The 20,355-nt window shown below is 72.8% G+C and carries 14 protein-coding genes; 5 read left to right on the top strand and 9 right to left on the bottom strand.

Annotation, left to right across the window (positions count from 1 at the left end):
• Positions 1 to 18: 18 nt before the first annotated feature.
• From ACIB24_RS08035 to ACIB24_RS08005, 7 genes are all read right to left on the bottom strand, one after another.
• Positions 19 to 1,215 carry a Gfo/Idh/MocA family protein gene (locus tag ACIB24_RS08035; protein ID WP_398277816.1) on the bottom strand — a complete coding sequence of 399 codons (1,197 nt, stop codon included), beginning with the start codon at positions 1,213 to 1,215 and terminating at the stop codon, positions 19 to 21.
• Entirely contained in the window at positions 1,215 to 2,276 is a 1,062-nt protein-coding gene (locus ACIB24_RS08030; RefSeq protein ID WP_398277813.1) for a substrate-binding domain-containing protein, read from the bottom strand. The genes ACIB24_RS08035 and ACIB24_RS08030 overlap by 1 nt, the downstream gene beginning before the upstream one ends.
• A gap of 77 nt (positions 2,277 to 2,353) precedes the next feature.
• Entirely contained in the window at positions 2,354 to 3,343 is a 990-nt protein-coding gene (locus ACIB24_RS08025) for an ABC transporter permease (protein WP_398277810.1), read from the bottom strand.
• On the bottom strand, positions 3,340 to 4,827 hold the full coding sequence (locus ACIB24_RS08020) for a sugar ABC transporter ATP-binding protein (protein ID WP_398278781.1): 1,488 nt from the start codon (positions 4,825 to 4,827) through the stop codon (positions 3,340 to 3,342). Before ACIB24_RS08020 ends, ACIB24_RS08025 begins: the two co-directional genes overlap by 4 nt.
• A gap of 133 nt (positions 4,828 to 4,960) precedes the next feature.
• Positions 4,961 to 6,160, bottom strand: a complete 1,200-nt coding sequence (locus ACIB24_RS08015; RefSeq protein ID WP_398278778.1) for an ROK family transcriptional regulator — start codon at positions 6,158 to 6,160, stop codon at positions 4,961 to 4,963.
• Positions 6,161 to 6,286: 126 nt separating this feature from the next.
• The gene (locus ACIB24_RS08010) at positions 6,287 to 7,678 is read right to left on the bottom strand and encodes a bifunctional folylpolyglutamate synthase/dihydrofolate synthase (RefSeq protein WP_398277807.1); all 1,392 of its coding nucleotides are present in this window, start codon (positions 7,676 to 7,678) and stop codon (positions 6,287 to 6,289) included.
• A 10-nt stretch (positions 7,679 to 7,688) separates the two neighbouring features.
• Positions 7,689 to 8,027: a hypothetical protein gene (locus tag ACIB24_RS08005; protein ID WP_398277804.1), complete on the bottom strand. Its 339-nt coding sequence runs from the start codon at positions 8,025 to 8,027 to the stop codon at positions 7,689 to 7,691.
• A 136-nt stretch (positions 8,028 to 8,163) separates the two neighbouring features.
• Here ACIB24_RS08005 and ACIB24_RS08000 point away from each other — a divergent pair, with 136 nt between their 5' ends.
• From ACIB24_RS08000 to ACIB24_RS07990, 3 genes are read left to right on the top strand one after another with little or no spacing between them, the layout of a single operon-like run.
• On the top strand, positions 8,164 to 9,081 hold the full coding sequence (locus ACIB24_RS08000; protein ID WP_398277801.1) for a CPBP family intramembrane glutamic endopeptidase: 918 nt from the start codon (positions 8,164 to 8,166) through the stop codon (positions 9,079 to 9,081).
• 37 nt (positions 9,082 to 9,118) lie between these two features.
• Positions 9,119 to 12,358: a BTAD domain-containing putative transcriptional regulator gene (locus ACIB24_RS07995; RefSeq protein WP_398277798.1), complete on the top strand. Its 3,240-nt coding sequence runs from the start codon at positions 9,119 to 9,121 to the stop codon at positions 12,356 to 12,358.
• 28 nt (positions 12,359 to 12,386) lie between these two features.
• Positions 12,387 to 12,869: an acyl-CoA thioesterase gene (locus tag ACIB24_RS07990; protein WP_398277795.1), complete on the top strand. Its 483-nt coding sequence runs from the start codon at positions 12,387 to 12,389 to the stop codon at positions 12,867 to 12,869.
• A gap of 86 nt (positions 12,870 to 12,955) precedes the next feature.
• On the opposite strand, the gene ileS is transcribed toward ACIB24_RS07990, so the two are convergent.
• Positions 12,956 to 16,120 carry an isoleucine--tRNA ligase gene (gene ileS / locus ACIB24_RS07985; protein ID WP_398277792.1) on the bottom strand — a complete coding sequence of 1,055 codons (3,165 nt, stop codon included), beginning with the start codon at positions 16,118 to 16,120 and terminating at the stop codon, positions 12,956 to 12,958.
• Positions 16,121 to 16,382: 262 nt separating this feature from the next.
• Here ileS and ACIB24_RS07980 point away from each other — a divergent pair, with 262 nt between their 5' ends.
• Complete coding sequence (locus tag ACIB24_RS07980) at positions 16,383 to 17,717, top strand: EAL domain-containing protein (RefSeq protein ID WP_398277789.1); 1,335 nt, start codon at positions 16,383 to 16,385, stop codon at positions 17,715 to 17,717.
• Here the strand turns inward: ACIB24_RS07980 and ACIB24_RS07975 are convergent.
• On the bottom strand, positions 17,707 to 19,512 hold the full coding sequence (locus ACIB24_RS07975; RefSeq protein ID WP_398277786.1) for a fatty acyl-AMP ligase: 1,806 nt from the start codon (positions 19,510 to 19,512) through the stop codon (positions 17,707 to 17,709). The two genes, ACIB24_RS07980 and ACIB24_RS07975, sit on opposite strands and share 11 nt — an antisense overlap.
• Positions 19,513 to 19,816: 304 nt before the next feature.
• Here ACIB24_RS07975 and ACIB24_RS07970 point away from each other — a divergent pair, with 304 nt between their 5' ends.
• On the top strand, positions 19,817 to 20,335 hold the full coding sequence (locus ACIB24_RS07970; RefSeq protein WP_398277783.1) for a glycosyltransferase: 519 nt from the start codon (positions 19,817 to 19,819) through the stop codon (positions 20,333 to 20,335).
• Positions 20,336 to 20,355: the final 20 nt, after the last annotated feature.

The raw sequence follows: 20,355 nt of genomic DNA, 5'->3' as shown, positions 1-20,355 counted from the left end.
CCTCGGTCCGTGCCGATGTCAGTCCGTCGCGACGGGGGTCCAGCCCGCGCCGGCCGCCGCCGAGTCCTCCACCGCGGCCAGCACGCGCTGGACCTGGAGGCCGTCGGCGAAGGACGGTCGGGGCGGTTCGCCCGCCGCGAGACAGCGCACCAGATCGACGATCTCGTGCGTGAACGAGTGCTCGTAGCCGATCAGGTGACCGGGCGGCCACCACGCCGACATGTACGGATGCTCGGGTTCGGTGACCAGCACACGGCTGAACCCGGCCACGTCGTTCGCCACCCCGGCGTCGAAGAACTGCAGCTCGTTCATCGACTCGAAGTCGAACGCGAGGCTGCCCAGGCTGCCGTTGACCTCGATCCGGATGGCGTTCTTGCGACCCGTGGCGAACCGGGTCGCCTCGAACGAGGCGAGCGCCCCGCCTGCGAACCGGCCGATGAAGAGCGCGGCGTCGTCCACCGTGACCGGCCCGGTCTCCTCACCTGCGGACGCGCTGAGCCCCGAGGAGCTGGAGACCAGCGGCCGTTCCTTGACGAACGTCTCGGTCAGGCCACTCACCCCGGCGAGCTGGTCGCCGACGATGAACTGGGTGGCGTCGACGATGTGCGCCCCGATGTCGCCCAGCGCCCCCGAACCGGCCCGCTCGCGCTGCAACCGCCAGACCAGCGGGAACTGCGGATCGACGATCCAGTCCTGCAGGTACTGGGCCCGCACGTGCCGGACCTCACCGATCCGCCCGTCGGCCACGAGTTTCCGGGCCAGCGCGATCGCCGGGACCCGGCGGTAGTTGAAGCCGACCATGGACAGCACGCCCCGGGCCTGCGCGACGGCGGCCGCCTCGGCCATCCGTTCCGCCTCGGGAACCGAGTTGGCCAGCGGCTTCTCGCACAGCACGTGCTTGCCGGCCTCGAGGGCGGCCACCGCGATCTCGGCGTGGGTGTCACCGGGGGTGCAGATGTCGACCAGCTGCACGTCGTCCCGCTCGAGCACCCGACGCCAGTCGGTCTCGACCTCGGTCCACCCGTACCGGGCCGCCGCGGCGGTGGCCGCCCCGGCGTCCCGCCCGCACAGCACCTGCAGGCGCGGGGTGCTCGGCAGGTCGAAGAACCGACCTGCCGAGCGCCACGCCTGCGAGTGGGCCGCACCCATGAACGCGTACCCGATCATCGCGACGCCGAGCGTGCGCCCGGCCCCGCTCGTCGTGTCGGTGGGCATCAGGACGCGAAGCCCAGCGGCAGGTACTTGTCGACGTTCTCCTTGGTCACGGTCGCGCTGGCCAGCGTGATGGACGCCGGGACCTCGTTCTCGACCAGGTCGGACATCCCCTTGCCCTGGGCCACGAGCCGGGCCAGCTTGATCGCCGACGACGCCATGCTCGGCGGGTAGGTCACCGTGCACTTCAGGACGCCGCTGTCGGCCTTGATCAGCTCCATCGCGTTCCGCGAGCCCGCGCCGCCGACCATGATGAACTCGGTCCGCTTGGCCTGGTCGATCGCGGCCAGTACGCCGAGACCCTGGTCGTCGTCGTGGTTCCAGACGGCGTCGAGCTTGGGGGCGGCCTGGAGCAGGTTGCTGGTCACCTGCTGCCCCGACTCGACCGTGAACTCGGCCGAGACCTGGTTGCTGACCTTGAAGCCCGCCGAGGCCAGCGCCTCCTTGAAGCCGCGGCTGCGGTCCTGGGTGAGGGGCAGGTTGGCGATGCCCTGGATCTCGGCGATCTTCGGGTCGGAGATGCCCTTGGCCTTCATCTGCTCGGCGATGTACTGGCCGGCGGCCGCACCCATGCCGTAGTTGTCGCCGCCGATCCAGGCCCGGGCCCCGCGCGGCGACGAGAACACCCGGTCCAGGTTGATGACGGGGATGCCCGCCTCCATCGCCTTGATCCCGACCTCGGTGAGGGCCTTGCCGTCGAACGGCAGGATCACCAGCGCGTTGACCTTCTTGGCGATCAGGGTCTCGACCTGGCTGATCTGCTGGTTGACGTCGTTGCTGCCCTCGACGGCCTCGAGCGTGACGTCCTCGTACTGGCCGGCCTGCGCCTTGGCGTTGGTGGTGATGGCGCCGATCCAGCCGTGGTCGGCGGCCGGGGCCGAGAAGCCGATCGTGACGGCCGTGCCCTTCTGGTCGTTGTCGCCGCTGTTCACGCCGACGTTGGCGCCGGTGGTCTCGCCGTCGGAGCCCTGCCCCGTGCAGGCGGCGAGCAGTCCGGCGCCGGCGACGGCGCCCGCACCGAACAGCAGGCGGCGGCGGTCGAGGAAGAGTGCGTTGCGGTCCATGGTGAGCCTCCCAGGCGTCGTTGCATTGAGGTGCTGGATGGATGTGCGGATGAAATGCCCTTCGGCGATGACCCTTCTCAGCCGGTGCCCTCCCGACCGGTGCGGCGCTGCAGCAACACCGCGCCGACGATGATCAGCCCCTTGGCGATGTTCTGGGTCTCCGTCGCCAGGTTGTTGAGGATGAAGATGTTCGTGATCGTGGTGAAGACCAGGACGCCGAGAATCGAACCGACCAGCGTGCCGCGACCGCCGCTGAGCAGCGTGCCGCCGATGATCACCGCGGCGATGGCGTCGAGTTCGTACAGGTTCCCGTGGGTACTGGACCCGGTCGTGGTGCGAGCCATGATCATCACGGCCGCGATGCCGCACGTGGTGCCGGACAGCAGGTACAGCAGGGCCGTCGTCCGGCGCACGTCGATCCCGGCCAGTCGGGCGGCCTCGGCGTTGCCGCCGATGGCGAAGGTGCGGCGCCCGAACGTGGTGCGGTTCAGCAGGACCCAGCCGGCGACCGCGACGGCGGCCAGCACCAGGACGAGCGCGGGGACGCCGAGCACGTCGCTGGTCGCCAGCTCCTTGATGCCGTTCTGCTCGACGATCTGGGTACGGTTGTCGGCCATCCGCGCGGCCAGCCCGCGAGCGCTGACCAGCATGGCCAGGGTGACGATGAACGGGACCAGCCGCCCGTAGGCGATCAGCAACCCGTTGACCAGCCCGGCCCCGGCCCCGACCAGCACGGCGCACAGCACCATCACGACGGGCCCGTACGACTGGGTGGCGCCCGTCGTGGCCCACACGGACGCGAGCGCGACCAGGGCACCCACCGACAGGTCGATGCCACCGCCGATGATCACGAACGTCGCCCCGACCGTGACGACGCCGATCACCGACGAGCTGACCAGGATGTTGCGCAGGTTGTCGGTGGTCAGGAAGTTCTCGCTCGTCGCGGCCCCGACGACGCACAGCACGATGAGCACGACCACCAGGCCCAGGTTGCGGATCTCGGTGGTGCGCAGCGCGTTCCACCGGCCCACGGGGGTGCTGGCCGGTACGGCCGCCTCGCTGGTCATATGTTGCTCCCTTCCATCACCAGGTCGAGCACGCGGTGCTCGTCGAGTCCGGTCGCGGGCCCGTCGTGCACGACCCGCCCCTCACGCATGACCAGCACCCGGTCGGCGAGGCCGAGCACCTCGGGCACCTCGCTGGAGACGAGCAGGACGCCCATCCCGCTGTCGGCCAGCCGCCGGATCAGGGCGTAGATCTCGGACCGGGCGCCCACATCCACGCCGCGGGTCGGTTCGTCCAGCAGCAGGAGCCGAGTGGAGCCGAGCAGCCAGCGGGCGAGAACCACCTTCTGCTGGTTGCCGCCGGACAGGGTGCGCGCGGCCCGGTCGACCCCGGCGGGCCGGACGTCGAGGCTGCGGGTCGTCTCGTCGGCCTCGCGCCGTTCGGCGGCCCGGTCCAGCCAGCCGAACCGCGACAGCCGGGGCAGGGACGCGAGGCCCACGTTGCGGGCGACGCTGTCGCCGAGCAGCAACGCCTGGCTCTTGCGCTCCTCCGGGGCCAGGCCGAGCCCGCGTCGCACCGCGGCCGGGACCCGACCCGGCGGCAGCGCGTGTCCCTCCATCGTCACGGTGCCGGACGTCCGGTGCCGGGCACCGTAGACGGTCTCCAGCACCTCGGTGCGTCCGGCGCCGACCAACCCGGCGATGCCGACGATCTCCCCGGCGTGGACGGCGAACGACACGTTCTCGAAAGCGCCGGTCAGGGCGAGGTTCTCGACGACGAGCAGCTCGGCCCCCAGGTCCCGCTCACCGTCCGGGCGGGGCGGGAACAGGTACTCCACGGTGCGCCCGGTCATCAGGGCGACGACCTCCCGCGTGGGCGTGTCGCGGGCCGGCAAGCGGGTGGCGACGGTCCGGCCGTCCTTCAGGACGGTCACGACGTCGCCGATCGTCCGGATCTCCTCCAGCCGGTGCGAGATGTAGACGACGGCGACGCCGGCGGCCGTCAGGTCGCGGATGACCCGGAACAGGTTGTCCACCTCGTCGTGGGCCAGCACCGCGGAGGGCTCGTCCATCACGATCAGCCGCGCGTCCTGCGCGAGAGCCCGCGCCAGGCTGACGATCTGCTGCTGGGCCGCCGACAGGCGCCCGACCTCGCGCTGCGCCGGGATCTCCGGGTGGCCGAGGCGGCGCAGCAGGTCGCGGGTGGCGGCGTGCTGCGCGCCCCGGCGGACGAACCCGGCGCTGGACTCCCAGCGGCCGAGGTGGATGTTGTCTGAGACCGTCAGCCCCGGGACGAGATCCAGCTCCTGGTAGATGGTGGCGATGCCGTGCTTGAGCGCGGCCGACGGCGAGGTGAAGTCGACCTCCTCGCCCTGCCAGTGCACGGTGCCGCCGTCGGGCCGGTGGGCCCCCGCGAGAACCTTGATCAGGGTGGACTTCCCGGCCCCGTTCTGGCCGAGCAGGCAGTGCACCTCCCCGGCGCGCACGTCGAGGTCGACCCCGTCGAGGGCGCGCACGCCCGGGAAGTCCTTGACGATGCCGTGCATGGCCAGCAGTGCGTCGGTCACCTGGTCACCTCCTCGTGGATCGGACTGGATCGACTGGAACAGGGCGTGCGGCATCACCCCGCCGGCCGGGCGGCCGCGGGTCCGTGGGCATGTGGGGGCTACGTTCGGTCGGCTAGGTCGTGCTGTAGACGGATTCGGAGACGAGCCGGGCGGCGCCGACGACTCCTGCGGAGTCACCCAGTTCGGACAGGACGATGGGCAGGTTCCCGGTCGCCAGGGGCAGCGACCGGCGGTAGACGACGCTGCGGATCTCGGCCAGCAGCGGATGTCCGAGACCGGCCAGGCCGCCGCCGATCACGACGAGCCCGGGGTTGAAGAAGCTGACCAGCGCGGCCAGCACCTGACCGAGCCGGCGCCCGCCGTCGCGGACCAGCTGCACGCTGACGGCGTCACCGGCCGCCGCGGCCGCGCCCACGTCGAGCGCACGGACGGCGCCGTCACGGGCCAGGACGTCGGCCAGCCACCCCGACCGCCCGGCCCGCGCCGCGGCCTCGCCGTCGCGGGCCAGGGCGGCGCCGCCGAAGAAGGCCTCCAGGCACCCGGTCCGGCCGCACGTGCAGAGCGGCCCGGCGTCGTCCACCTGCACGTGCCCGATGTCGCCGGCGGAACCGGTGACCCCGCGGTGGATGTCGCCGCCGAGCACGATCCCGCACCCGATGCCGGTGCCGATCTTCACGAACAGCACGTCGTCGACGTTGCGCGCGTTACCGGCGTGCAGCTCGCCGAGCGCCATGATGTTCACGTCGTTGTCGACCATGACCGGGGCGCCGAGCGCGGCGCCGAGCATGTCCCGGATCGGGAAGTGGCTCCAGCCGGGCATGATCGGCGGGGCGACCAGCGCTCCCTCGCGCTGACTGACCGGGCCGGGCACGCCGACGCCGACGCCCTGCACCCCGTCGCAGGCCTGCTCGCCGAGGTCGGCGCGCACCTTGGCGACGAGGTCGAGGGCCTGGTCGAGGACGACGGTCGGCCCCTCGCGCACGTCCGTCGGGCGGGCCGCGTGGCCGAGCAGGCGCAGCTCGCCGTCGGTCACGGCGACGTCGATGGAGGTGGCGCCGATGTCGATGCCGATGAACCGCAGCCCGGAGGACAGCGCGACCATCTGGGAGCGGCGACCGCCGCGGGAGGCGGCCAGGCCCACGACGTCGACGAACCCGAGTTCGCCGAGGCGGTCGAGCTCGATCGCCACCTTGGACTTCGAGAGCTCCACGGCCTCGCCGAGTTCCGCCCGGGAGCGCGGGCCGTGGTCGCGCAGCAGGCGGAGCAGACGAGTCTGGTGCCCGTTCTCCGGCCTCACGCCGACCCGCTTCATCGCGTCTCCCGTCGTCACGTCCATGTAACGCCCGTCACAGGGACCATAGACGGCTTTCGGCGGGATGCCTAGAACTTCGTCCACGCAAAGTTCAAAGCGTTACCTAGCGGCTCCGCCGGACCACCCTCAGGCGATGCGCAGCAGCGTGCGGATGTCCGCGGCCATGGTGACCGACCCGGTGCACAGCACCCCACCGCCCAACTCGCCCCCCGCCTCGGCGAGCCCGATCGCGAAGTCGAGGGCGTCGTCCAGCCGCTCCCGCACGTGCACCCGGTCCTCGCCGAACACGTCGATCGCGATCTCGGCCAGCTCGTCGACGTCCATCGAGCGCGGCGACGACGTGCGGCTGATCACCACCTCGGCGAGCACGGGCTCGAGCGCGCCGAGGATGCCGTCGGCGTCCTTGTCCGCCAGCACCGCGACCAGCCCGATGAGCTTCGAGAAGCCGAACGCCTCCTCGAGCCCGTCGGCCAGGACGGCGGCCCCGGCCGGGTTGTGCGCGGCGTCCACCAGCACCGTCGGACCACGCCGGACGACCTCGAGCCGGCCGGGCGAGGTGACGTCCTCGAAGGCGGCCCGGACCACGTCGATCGACAGCCTGTCGGCCCCCAGGAACGCCTCGACCGCCGCCAGGGCGGCCGCCGCGTTCCGGGCCTGGTGGGCACCGTGCAGCGGGAGATAGATCTCCTCGTAAGGGTTCTCGCGACCGCGCAGGGTCAGCAGCTGGCCGCCCAGGGCCACCTCCCGGCCCAGCACCCCGAACTCGTAGCCCTCGCGCAACACGCTCGCACCCACCTCGGCGGCCCGGCGCAGCAACGGGTCGAGGGCGTCGGGGTGCTGTTCGGCGAGCACCGCCGTCGCCCCCGGTTTGATGATCCCCGCCTTCTCGGTGGCGATCTCGCCGACGGTGTGGCCGAGGAACCGTTCGTGGTCGATCGCGACCGGCGTGACCACGGCGACCCGGCCGTCGGCCACGTTGGTGGCGTCCCACGACCCGCCCATCCCGACCTCGATCGCGGCCACGTCGACCGGGTTGTCGGCGAACGCCGCGAAGGCCATCGCGACCAGGAGCTCGAAGAAGGTCATCCGCGGCCCGCCGTCCCGCGCCGAAGCCGCGTCGACGATCTCGACGTAGGGCAGGACCTCCTCGTACGTGGAGATGAACTGCTCGCGGGGCAGCAGGTCGCCGTCGATCGTGATCCGCTCGCGCACGTCGTTGAGGTGCGGGCTGGTGAACCGGCCGGTGCGCAGGCCGTGCTCGCGCAGCAGCCGCTCGATCATGCGGGTCGTGCTCGTCTTGCCGTTGGTCCCGGTGACGTGGACCACCTCGTAGGCCTTCTGCGGGTCGCCGAGCAGCCGGCAGACCTCGGCGATCCGGTCGAGGCTGGGCACCAGGTCGTGCTCCGGCGCGCGCAGCATGATCTCCCGGTAGACCTCGGCCATCCGGGCCTGCGCCGCCGCTTCCTGTTCGGCCTGCTTGGCGTCCCGCTGCGGACCACGACCCTGCACCCTGCTCACGGCGTCGAGACTAGTCGGGGAGCAGCTCGACCCCGTGATCGGCACCCAGGCTGACCAGCGACTGCAGGTCCGGTTCGGGACGTCGGACGAGGGCTTCCAGCACCCGCTCCGGTCCCGGCGGGATGGCCCGGACCCGCAGCACGGCGCCGTCCGCCCCGGCCTGCACCCGCCACGGGCGCCCGGCACCCAGGTGCACCCGCCCGTCCACGACCGCGGGCTCGCTCAGCGAACCGCCCAGCACCTGGACGTCGAGCGTCGCGCCCGGGGCGCGCGCGAGGCGCAGCCGCTGGTGGGCGGTGAGGGTGACATCGGCCGTTCCCGGCCGGTCATCGGGGAGGTCCTGGTCCATGCCCACGATCGTGCGCCCCGCCGCTGGTGCTGCGCTGGGCGTGCGGTTCGGCCCGGCCCAGTCCGGCGCAAGCGACGCGCAAGTCGGCCCGGCGAGGGTGATCGGCGTCCGAGATCAACCGATGGAAGGAATCGTCATGACCGCCGTCCACCCGCTCGCCGCGCCCGCCGAACAGAGCGCCCCGACCTCGCCCGAACCGTCCCCCACCGACGGGCCCGCGCCGGCGTACGAGCGCACCGCCCGTCGCGAGATCGCCGTCTTCCTGGCCGTCACCTTCGGCCTCATCGGCGTGAGCACCGTGGTCGCCTGGAACGAGGGCGTCGACGTGACTCACATCGAGGACGCCACCCCGCTCGGCGCCGCCGCGATGTACGGGCAGGCCTTCTTCCCCCTGCTCGGAGCACTCGCGGCCCGGTTCACCGTCGGACGCCGCGGCGAGGGGTGGGGCTTCCGGCGGGCCCCGTGGCGGTCGCTGGCGAGCGCCTGGGCCTACTCGGTGGCCGTCGTCCTGGGCGCCGGGACGCTGGTCTGGCTGACTGGGACCGGTGGCCTCGACACGCACGCCGACGGCACGACGCTGCTGACCGCGCTCGGCGGCCTGACCGTGCTGGCCGCGCCGTACGTGTTGCTCGCCCTCGGTGAGGACGTCGGCTGGCGCGGTCTGCTGACCACCCGCCTGGCGCGCCTCGGCGGGCCACGGCTCGTCGTGCTGGGCGGCGGTCTGGCCTGGTCGGCCTTCCACGTCCCGCTCATCGTCTGGCTGGGCGGCACCCCCGAGGGCGTGCCCGTCTGGTTCGCCGTGACCGCCTTCACCGTGGGCACGACGGCGTTCGGCGCCGTGCTCTCCTCGATGCAGCTGCGCTACGGGATCTGGCCCGGCGTGGTGGCCCACGCCGTGTTCAACGCCGTGCTGTACCACGCAGTCGAACCGCTCACCGTGACCCGCGACGCGACCGGCTGGACGGGCACCGAGACCGGCGCCTTCGCCGCCCTGGTCGGGGTGCTCGGCGCCGCAGTCTGGCTGCGCCGCAACCCGATCCGGACCGGCGCGTGAAGCCCAGTCCCCCCGACCCCCTCTACGCTCGGCAGCGATGAACGTCGAGATCACCGTCCTCGGCCGGACCACGGTCCGCCGGGACGGCGTGGAGGTCGATCTCGGTGGGCGCCGGCCGACCGAGATCGTCGCCCTGCTCGTGGCCGCGGGCGGGGCCGTGGTGGACGCCGGGGTGCTGGCCGACCAGCTGTGGCGCGGCGAGCCCCCGGCCAGCGCCCGCACGACGCTGCAGGGCTACGTGGCCCGGATGCGCCGGGGCATCGAACCCGGCGTGGCCGCCGGCGACGCGCAGATCCTGCAGACCCGCGGCACCGGCTACCGCATCGTCCTGCCCGAGGAGTCGGTCGACGCCGGCCGGTTCGCGCTCGCGGTGCGCCGCTGCGTGGAACTGCACGACGCGGGCCGCACGACGCAGATCCCCGCGCTCCTGCAACCCGCCCTGGAACAGTGGGGCGACCCGCTGGCCGAGGTCGCGGACGTGCCGGACGTCGGCCCCGTCGCCGCCCGCCTCGCCGAGTTGCACCTGGTGGCGGTCGAGTTGCTGGCGGAGGCGCGGCTGTCCGGCGCCGGTGACCCGCGCACCGTGGGCGACCTGCTGCTGCCCGCGGCCGCCCACCCCCTGCGCGAGAAGCTGCAGCTGCTGCTCGCCCGGGCCCTCTACCGGGTGGGCCGGCAGGGCGAGGCGCTGGAGGTGCTGCGCCGCACCCGCGCCCACCTGGCCGACGAGCTCGGCATCGACCCCTCGCCGCAGTTGCGGGCTCTGGAGGAGGCGATGCTCCGGCAGGACCCCGACCTGGCCGCGTCCGGACCGGTGGACCGGCCGCCCTCGTCCGGCCCGCCGTCCGGCCCGCCGTCCGATGCCTCGTCCAATTCGAAGACCGCCGCACCGGCGGACGGGTTCGTCGGCCGGGACGAACCGCTCGCCGAACTCGACCGGGCCTGGACGTCGGCGCGCGCCGGTCGGGGCCGGGTCGTCGTAATCTCGGGCGAACCCGGCATCGGGAAAACCGCTCTCGTAGAAGCGTTCTTGGCCCGGCACCCGGCGGCCACCGCGCGGTGGGGGCGGTGGCCGCAGACGCCCGGCGTCCCGCCCTACTGGGCCTGGCAGCAGGTGGTCGGCGGCCTCCCGGCGACCCAGGCGGACGCCGGTGGCCGGTTCGCGCTCGGCCTGGACATCGCGCGTCGCCTGGCTGCAGAGGCGAGCACCGCCCCCGACGGCGGCCTGGTCGTGGTGCTGGACGACGTTCAGTGGGCCGACGCCGACTCGCTGCACGTGCTGGACGTCGTGCTGGGCGAGCTGAACCGCTCCCCGGTCCTGCTGGTGCTGACCGTGCGGGCCGACGCCACGGGCCCCGACCTGACCCGGGCCCTGGCCGGCGCCGCCCGGTCGCCGGGGTCGGTCCGGCTCGACCTGCGCCCGCTGGGCGACGCCGAGGTCGCGGCCCTGGCCGGCCGCCTCAGCGGGCGGAAGTGGACGCCCGAGGAGTCGTCGGCGCTGACCGAGCGGTCCGGCGGGAACCCCTTCTTCGTCACGGAACTCGCCCGCCCCTCGGGCCCGGCGCTGCCCGGTTCGGTGCGGGACGTCATCCGGGCCCGGCTGGCCGGGCTGGGTGACGACGCCCTCACCGTGGCGCAGACCGTCACGGTGGCCGGACGGGACCTCTCCCCCGGCCTGGCCGCGGCCGCGACCGGGCTCGACCTCGACCGGGTCGAGGTCGCGGTCGAGGAGGCCGTGCGCGAGGGCGTGCTGCGGATCTCCCCGGCCCGCCAGCTCGCGCTGGCGCACGCCCTGCTCGGCGAGGTGCTGCTGGACGACCTCGGCGCGGCCCGCCGTGCGGACCTGCATCTCAGGCTCGCCGCCACCCTCGAGGCGGGGGCCACCGCGGCGACCTCCGCGGCCGCCATCGCCTGGCACCGCAGCGAGGCAGCCGCCGCGGGCCCGTCGACGAGCGCCGCGACCGCCTGCCTGCGGGCGGCCCGGGAGGCCTTCGAACGCTCCGCCGAGTCCGAGGCGGTCACGTTCGCCGAACGCGGGCTCGTGCACGCGGCCGACGGCACGGCGACGGCCGCCGACCTGCTGCTCGTCCTCGGCCGGGCCCGACGCCGGCTGGGCCATCTCGAGGAGGGCACCGAGCACCTGCGCGCGGCTGCGGACGCCGCACGATCCCTCGGCGACGACGTCCGGCTGGCCCAGGCCGCCCTGGCCGCCGCCGCGGACGGGATCGGGGGCTTCTGGGGCGCGATGGCCGCGATCGGCGCCACCGATCCGGGCCTCCTGGCCGAGGCCGTCGCCCGCGGCCCGGCCCTGCCCGACCACCTGCACTCGGCGCTGCTGTCGGCCACCGCCGTCCAGCGGGCCTCCAAGGGGTACGACGCCGAGGACCTGCCGGAACGTGCCCTGCGGCTGGCCGGGACGGACCGGGCGGCCCGGGTGCGCGCGATGGTCGCCGACTACGTGGCCCACTGGTCGCCGGCCTGGGCCCGGCACCGGCTAGACCTGGTACGGCGCATGCAGGCCGAGGTCGGCGAGGACCCGGCCTACGACGGCACGGTGCTGCACCTGCTGCGCTGCTCCCTGTTCGAGACGGGCAGCCGGGACGAGGCCGAGGCCGTCTCACGTCGGTACGCGGAACTCGCGCAGCGACGCGGCGCGGGTGACCACCTGCTGCTGCAGCTGTGGTGGGACGTGGGCATGGCGCTGGCCCGCGGCGACTACGACGAGGCGCGGGCCCTCGGCGACCGGGCGGTCGCCGAGGCCCCCACGGTGTCCCCGGCCGCCGCGGCGATGGGCCGCCTGAGCCGGGAGACGGTCGAGGGCATCGCGGCCTGGCACGAGCGGCGGCTGCCCGACCTGATCCCCAACATCACCGACGTCGCGACGCTCGACCAGGACTTCCTGATCGTCGTGGCCCAGGCCCACGCCCAGGCCGGCCGCCGGGACGAGGCGCTGGCCGTCGCCGAGCGGTTCCGCACCCACCCGTCGAAGGGCGTGCGCGAGATGGTGCACACGCTGCTGCTGGCCGACGTGTACGTGGAACTGCGCGACGCCGAGCGGGCCGCCACGATGCTCGAGCGGCTGGAGTCGTACGGCGACGCGATCGTCGTCATGTGGGCCGGGCTCACCGTCGTCGGGCCGGTCGCCTTCCATCGCGGAGCGCTGAAGAAGGTGCTGGGGCGGCCCGACGCCGACGACGACCTGCGCCGCGGCCTCGTGCAGGCCGAGCACTTCGGTATGCGTCCGTTCGTGCGCCGCACGCGGGAGTGGCTGGCCACCTGAGTATTTGAGGCCCGTTACGGTGTCGCCCGTGTCTTCATCGAATCGCCGATCAGAGCCGCGCCGCCGCCGGATCGACAGCTACCCGTTCGTGCACGAGCTGCGCTCGCAGTTCCGCGACATGGACGTGCTCGGGCACGTCAACAACGTCGTGATCGGCGCCTGGTTCGAGGACGCGCGGGCCCACTTCCTGCGCCACCACCTGGGCGGCGGGAACCCGGACCACCGGAGCCGGCACCGGGTCGTGGCCAACGTCGAGATCGACTACCTGGACGAGGTGCTGCACCCGCGCGCGTACCGGATCGGCGCCGGGGTGCTGCGCGTCGGGACGACGTCGGTCACCGTGAGCCTGGCGCTCTTCGCCGCCGGGGTCGGGCTGGGCGACGGCGGCGGCGAGATGTGCCACGCCCTGTGCGACGCCACCCTGGTCACCGTCGAGGGCCACACGCCGGTCCCGGTCTCGGACGCCGAGCGCGAGACGTTGACCGCCCTGCGCACCCCCTTCAGCTCGTGATCATGGAAACTTCTAGTCCGGCTTTCACGCTCGTCCGGCCGTGACGCACACGGTCCGACTAGAAGTTTCCATGATCACGAGGAGGGTCAGGCGCGGGCGACCGTCACGGTGAGCGCGTCACCCGGGGTCGCGTCGAGGCGGTCGGCCAGCGTCTCCCGGCGCAGCAGCTCGTCGAACTCCTGCACGGCGTCGAGCCGGTCGGCCGGGACCGTGAGCGCCAGGGCGATGTGGTCCGACACGTGCAGCCCGGCGGCCTTGCGCTCGTCCTGGATCTGGCGCACCAGGTCCCGCGCCCAGCCCTCGGCCTCCAGCTCGGGCGTCAGCTCGGTGTCGAGGACGACGAACCCGCCACCGGGCAGCACCGCGACCGCCGCGTGCGCGGACTCGTCGGCCACCACGGTCTCGAGCGTGTACTCGCCCTCGACCAGGGGGACGCCGCCGCAGACCGGCGTGCCGTCGTCCTGCAGCTCCCAGTCCCCCGCCTTGGCCGCCTTGATCACCTGCTGGACGCCCTTGCCGAGCCGCGGGCCGGCGGCCCGGGCGTTGACGGACAGCCGCTGGGTGACCCCGACCGCCGAGGCGGCCGCGTCGTCGAGCGCGACCAGGCGCACCTCCTCGACGTTCACCTCGTCGGCCAGCACCGCCGAGAATGCCTGCAGGGCATCGGGATCGGGGTGGACGACGGTCAGCGCCGCGAGCGGCTGGCGGACCCGCAGGTTCTGGGCCTTGCGCAGGCCGAGCGTGGCCGAGGCCACCTCGCGGGCGGCGTCCATGGCGGCCACCAGCTGGGGGTCGGCGGGCAGCTCGTCGACCGTCGGCCAGTCGCTCAGGTGCACGGAGCGGCCGCCGGTCAGGCCCCGCCAGATCTCCTCCGTGGTCAGCGGCAGCAGCGGCGCCAGCACCCGGGTCAACACCTCGAGCACGGTGTGCAGGGTGTCGAAGGCGTCCGCGTCCTCGGCCCAGAACCGGTCGCGCGAGCGGCGGACGTACCAGTTGGTCAGCACGTCGAGGAACTCACGCACGCTCTGGCACGCCTCGGCGATGTCGTACACGTCGAGCTGCGCGCTCACGGTCTCGACCAGGTCGCGAGTCTTGGCCAGCACGTACCGGTCGAGCACGGCCGGCGAGTCGGTCCGGAACCGGCCGACGTGCCCCGCCCCGCCGTGCGCCGCGTTGGCGTACAGGGCGAGGAAGTACCAGGTGTTCCACAGCGGCAGCATCACCTGGCGCACACCGTCGCGGATGCCCTGCTCGGTGACGATCAGGTTCCCGCCGCGCAGCACCGGCGAGCTCATCAGGAACCAGCGCATCGCGTCGGCGCCGTCGCGGTCGAGGACCTCGCGCACGTCGGGGTAGTTCGACAGGCTCTTCGACATCTTGCGCCCGTCGGAACCGAGCAGGATGCCGTGCGACACACAGGTTCTGAACGCCGGCCGGTCGAAGAGCGCCGTCGCCAGCACGTGCAGGGTGTAGAACCAGCCGCGGGTCTGCCCGATGTACTCGACGATGAAGTCGCCCGGGTAGTGGTGCTCGAACCACTCGCGGTTCTCGAACGGGTAGTGCACCTGGGCGAACGGCATCGACCCGGACTCGAACCAGCAGTCCAGCACCTCGGGGGTGCGGCGCATCATCGACTTCCCGGTCGGGTCGTCCGGGTTCGGGCGGACCAGCTCGTCCACGAACGGCCGGTGCAGGTCGGTGACGGGCACGCCGAAGTCGCGCTCGAGATCGGCCAGCGAGCCGTACACGTCGACCCGCGGGTAGGCCGGGTCGTCGCTCACCCACACCGGGATCGGGCTGCCCCAGTACCGGTTCCGGCTGATCGACCAGTCGCGGGCGTTCTCCAGCCACTTGCCGAACGAGCCGTCCTTGACGTGCTCGGGCGTCCAGGTGATCTCCTGGTTGAGCTCGACCATCCGGTCCTTGATGTCCGTGACCTTCACGAACCAGGACGTGACCGCCTTGTAGATCAGCGGGTTGCCGCACCGCCAGCAGTGCGGGTACGGGTGGTCGTACGTCTCCTGCCGCAGCAGCACCGTGCCGGCCGTCACCGCGCCGGTCCCGGCCTTGAGGTCGGCGATGATCGGCTTGTTCGCGTCGAACACCAGCTGGCCGGCGTAGTCCGGCACCTCGGTGGTGAACAGGCCACCGGAGTCGACCGGCACGACCGGGGTGATCCCGGCGGCGTCGGTGACGACCTTGTCCTCCTCACCGAAAGCGGGTGCGATGTGGACGATCCCGGTGCCCTCGTCGGTCGACACGTAGTCGGCGGACAGCACCTGGTGCGCGTTCTCGTGGCCGGCGAAGTACGGGAAGGGCGGCGTGTACCGCTTCCCGATCAGCTCGGTGCCCTTGAACCGGCGCACCACCCGCTCGGCCGCGTCCTCGCCGAGTTCCCGCGCGTAGTGCGCGAGCCGGGCCTCGGCGAGCACGAACGTCCGGCCCTCATGCTCGACGGCGACGTAGTCGATGTCGGGGTGCACGGCCATGGCCAGGTTCGACGGCAGGGTCCACGGCGTCGTCGTCCAGATCAGCGCCGTCTCACCGGTCTCCAACGTCAGCCCGACGGTCACCGCCGGGTCCTGCCGCTGCCGGTACACGTCGTCCATGCGCGTCTCGGTGTTGGAGAGCGGGGTCTCGTCCTTCCAGCAGTAGGCGAGCACCCGGAAGCCCTCGTAGACCAGCCCCTTGTCCCAGAGGGACTTGAAGGCCCACATGACGCTCTCCATGTAGTCGAGATCGAGCGTCTTGTAGTCGTTCTCGAAGTCGACCCAGCGGGCCTGGCGGGTGACGTAGGCCTCCCACTCGTGCGTGTAGCGCAGCACCGACGTGCGGCAGGCCTCGTTGAAGGCGGCCACGCCCATCGCGTCGATGTCGTTCTTGTGCTTCAGCCCGAGCTGCTTCTCGGCCTCGCTCTCGGCGGGCATGCCGTGCGTGTCCCAGCCGAACCGGCGCTCGACGCGCTTGCCCTGCATCGTGCGGAACCGCGGGACGACGTCCTTCACGTAGCCGGTGAGCAGGTGGCCGTAGTGGGGCAGGCCGTTGGCGAAGGGCGGCCCGTCGTAGAAGACGAACTCGTTGCCGCCGATCGTGCCGTCGGCCCCGTCGGCCGGGCGGGCCGCGACGGAGGCCCGGAACGTGCCGTCGCCGTCCCAGTACTTGAGCACCCGCGCCTCGAGCTGGGGGAAGGTCGGGTTCGCGGGTACCTGAGCGGTGCCGTCGCTGTCGCCGCCCGCCACGGGGTACGTCATGGTCGTTCCTCTCGCACGTCACCTGCCGTACGAGGACGACGACGCGCCTCCTCCGGCGCGGCACCGCGGTACCACCTCGCTTGCCGCCCTGCCGACTACTCGGGGCGGCCGCTTCGTTTCGGCTGTGACGGGCCGTACCCGTCCGGTTCTACTGACGACGCCGGGGCGCCGCGTTCTTCCGGAGGCTCACCGGTGATGGCCGGGTCGAAGCCTGTAGGTCCAGGTTAGACCTCAACCCCCGTGATCAAGGAATTCATTTCCGGTGTCGCCACCGGCGCTCAAGCCCGACCCGGTCCGTGCCGACGCGCTACCGGGCACGTCCAGGCACCGGCGCCGCCCGCTCGCGAGCACGACGCATGACGACGACGAGGAGCTGCTGATGTCCGGATGCCTGGGCTGCAGCTGTGAACGGGCCGCCGAGAACGAGAGCGGCGGCGACCGGGTCCTGCTGGCCACCCGGGTGCGGCACAACCAACGGGCCGTGCGTGACGCCCTGGCCGATCTCCCGGGGGTGTCGGAGCCGGGCCCGGGACTGATCGAGGTACGCGGCCACGACCCTGCGTGGGTGATCCGCACCGCGCGGGCCGCCCTCACCTCCGTGGAGGCGGACGAGGTACGGGCCCTGATCCCGGCCCCGCACCGGACCGACCTGATCGCCCAGGCCCTGACCGCGTCCAGCCTGACTCAGCTCGCGGCCCGGGCCGAGCACGCGGACCTGCTCCCGCTGTTCGAGGACGAGGAGACCGCCTTCCACGCCGTCTACCAGCCGATCGTGTCGCTCACGGGTGATTCCCCGCTGCCCCCGGCCGGGCCGGGCCCGGCGGACGTGGTCGGCTACGAGGCCCTGCTGCGCGCCACGGGACCGAACGGGCCGATCATGCCGGACCAGTTGTTCGGGGCCGCGGCCGACGCGGGCTGGCTGCACGTGCTGGACCGGGTCGGGCGGACGTCGGCCCTGCGGGGCGCCGCCGGCTGGCTCGGCGACGCGACCCTGTTCGTGAACTTCCTGCCCACCACGATCTACCGGCCGGAGGTGTGCCTGGCCACGACCGAGCGGGCCGCCCGACAGGCGGGAATCGACCTCGGACAGGTCGTGTTCGAGGTGACGGAGAGCGAGCGGGTGACCGACCTCGACCACCTGTCGCGGGTGTTCGACTACTACCGGCAGCAGGGCTGCCGCGTCGCGCTGGACGACCTGGGGGCCGGCTACTCGTCCCTGAACATGCTGGTGCGGCTGCGACCCGACGTCGTCAAGCTCGACAAGGAGATCGTGGGCCGGTTGCCCGACCCGTCCAGCCGGGCCGTCGTGGCGGCGGTGGTGGAGATCGCCGCCTCCTACGGCGGCACCGTGCTGGCCGAGTGCATCGAGACCCGGGAGCAGGCCCTCAGCGCCCGCGAGCTCGGCGTGACCCTGGGCCAGGGCTGGTACTTCGGGCGCCCGCAGGACCGGCGGGAACGGCAGGACGACGGGACGCCGCACCGGGCGCGTCCGACCGGGGTGGCGAGCCCGAGGGAGGCGCTCACCCGCAGCGGCGACGACCCCGCCGTCCGGGTACCCGCCCCGAGGTCGGGGTCGGACCGCGAGGTCAGGGCGTGACGCGGTTCAGGGTGCCGTCCAGGTAGGCCTGCCGGGTGGCCCGCCGGGCGATCTTGCCGGACGACGTCCACGGGATCGTGTCCGACGCGATGAGCACGAACTCGTGCATCCCGACGCTGTGCTCCTCCGAGACCCGGGCCCGCGCGGCGGCCTCGATCTCGGCCAGGTGCGCGCCGGCGTCCGGGAACTGCCGGTACGCCTCGGCCACCACGACCATGCCCTCGCCGTTGTCCCCCGCGTCCGTGGGCACCGAGAACGCGGCGAGCCGGTGCAGCGCGATGCCCTCGTGGGCGTGCTGGACGCTGTGCTCGATGTCGTGCGGGTAGATGTTGCGCCCGTCGATGATGATCAGGTCCTTCTGGCGGCCCGTGATGAACAGGTCCGGGCCCACGTAGGCGCCCAGGTCACCGGTGCGCAGCCACGGCCCCTCCGGGACGCCCGCCGCCTCGGCCTCCGACGCGCTCAACCGGCCGCCGAACGTGGCCTGCGACTCCTCGGGCTTGCGCCAGTAGCCCTGACCGACGCTCGGCCCGTGCACCCAGATCTCCCCGACGGCCCCCTCGGGGAGCACCTGCGAGGTCTCGGGGTCGACGATGGCCACCACGTTGCCGAACGGCCGCCCGCACGAGACGAGGGGCGTGCCGCCCTCGGCCGGCACGAGCCGGCCCTCCTGCAACGCCGCGACGTCCGCCTGGACGACGACCCGCGGGTCGGTGGGGTCGCCGAGGCTGACGAAGAGGGTCGCCTCGGCCAGCCCGAAGCTCGGGCGCTGGGCGGTGGCCGGCAGGCCGTACGGCCCGAAGGTCGCCTCGAACGTGTCGATGGTCTTGACCAGCACCGGCTCGGCACCGTTGACCAGGCCGACGACGCGCGAGTAGTCGAGGCCCTCGAGCTGTTCGGGCTTGGTCTTCTTGGCGGCCACCGCGTACGCGAAGTTCGGCGCGGCCGAGAACACGTTCGGGTGGGCGGCGAGTTCCGTCGTCCAGCGGCTCGGCTTGAGGATGAAGGCCAGCGGGTCGAACAGCACCGAGTGCACGCCGACGATCGCGGTCGCGGCCGCGCCCAGCAGCAGGCCCATGTCGTGGAACAGCGGCAGCCACGCCACCGCCGTCACGTCCGGCACCACGTCGCTCAGGCCGTGCGCCTGGATGATCTGGAACATGTTCACGGTCAGGTTCAGGTGGGTCAGCTCGACCCCGGCCGGGGCCCGGGTCGAACCCGACGTGTACTGCAGGTACGCGATGTCGTCGAGGCTCAGGTCGGACGGCGGCACGAAGGTCGCCGCCAGGGCGGCGTCGGTCTCCAGCTCGCTCGGGACGACGACCGCCACCTTCCCGGTCAGGCCGCGGCTCGCGAGCTCCTTGTCGACGAGGTCGCGCTTGTCGGCGCTGGTGACGACGACGGTCGGCTCGCTGTCGTCGAGCACGTGCTCCAGCCGGTCGGCGTGCCCGGGCAGGTCGGGCGCGAACAGCGGCACGGAGATGACCCCGGCGCGCAGGGCGGCGTGGAAGGCGACCACGAAGTCCGGCCCCTGCGGCGCGAGGATCGCCACCCGGTCGGTGCGCCCGGCCAGCTGCTGCAGGCGGGCGGCGACGGCCCGGGTCCAGACGTCCCACTGCGCCCACGTCCACGTGCGGCGGGGGCCCTTGCGGTCGGCCAGGTAGTCGATGAACGTCAGCGCCGGCGCGTCGGGGATCTCGGCCGCCCAGTGCTCCAGGTAGGAGGCGGGCAGGCGGGGTTCCCACCGGCCGGAGAGGTCGAGGCCGTGGTAGCTGTCAGGGAGCGTTCCGGGCATGGGGGTCATCGTCGGGTGTCGGCCGCCACATACGCCAGTTCGCAGCCTCGCGTGTGACGTGGACCACACGCATCGGTCGACTCGCCGGGGGTATCTCCTCTCGTGACTCGGCAGGAGGCCGGGGTCTAGGGTCGATGTCGTCGCCGCACAGGGCCGGCCGGAGAGCCGGCCCGGGGCACGCCGGGGAGCTGTTTGGGGAACAGCCGGACCGGGTATTTCTTCTTGGTGATCGAGATGCGGGGAGCAGCGGGCGCCGCTAGCTTGCGCTGGCTCTTCCTGACCGCGGACGAAGGACAGACTTCGCATGAGCACGGACCGTTCCGGCCTCTTCCGGGTGTTCCAGATCCCGGGTGACCACCCGTACCTGCGGCCACTCGTTCCGACCCCGGAGCTCAGTTCCACGAGCACGTCGACCGAGGTCTTCACCCCCGAATGGGTGCAGGAGCACGCCGACTCGCTCGACGTCGTCCACCTGCACTTCGGCTTCGACCGGGTGCCCGCGCTCCAGCTGGCCGAGTGGGTCTCGGAGCTGCAACGGCACGACCTGCCGCTGGTGTTCACCGTGCACGACCTCACTCCGTTCGACGGTCTTGGGGCCGTGCCCGACCTCGACCACCAGCGGAAGCTGGACATGCTGGTCGCCGATGCGGCCGCTGTGCTGGCGCTGACCGACGCGGACGCCGAGACGGTGCACTCTCGGTGGGGCCGCAGCGCCGAGGTGGCGCCGTACCCGCTGGGCGAGGAGCAGGCCACGCAGATGCGCTGCGTGCACGCCCGGCTCTACGCCCAGCTGGCCCGCGCGCGCCGCGGCACCGCCGCCTGAGCCCGCGAGAACGCCTCCGC

This window comes from Spongisporangium articulatum (assembly GCF_044465595.1).
GTDB lineage: Bacteria > Actinomycetota > Actinomycetes > Actinomycetales > Kineosporiaceae > Spongisporangium > Spongisporangium articulatum.
Note: the sequence above shows the minus strand (reverse complement) of the source record. Positions and strands in the feature narration are given on the sequence as shown.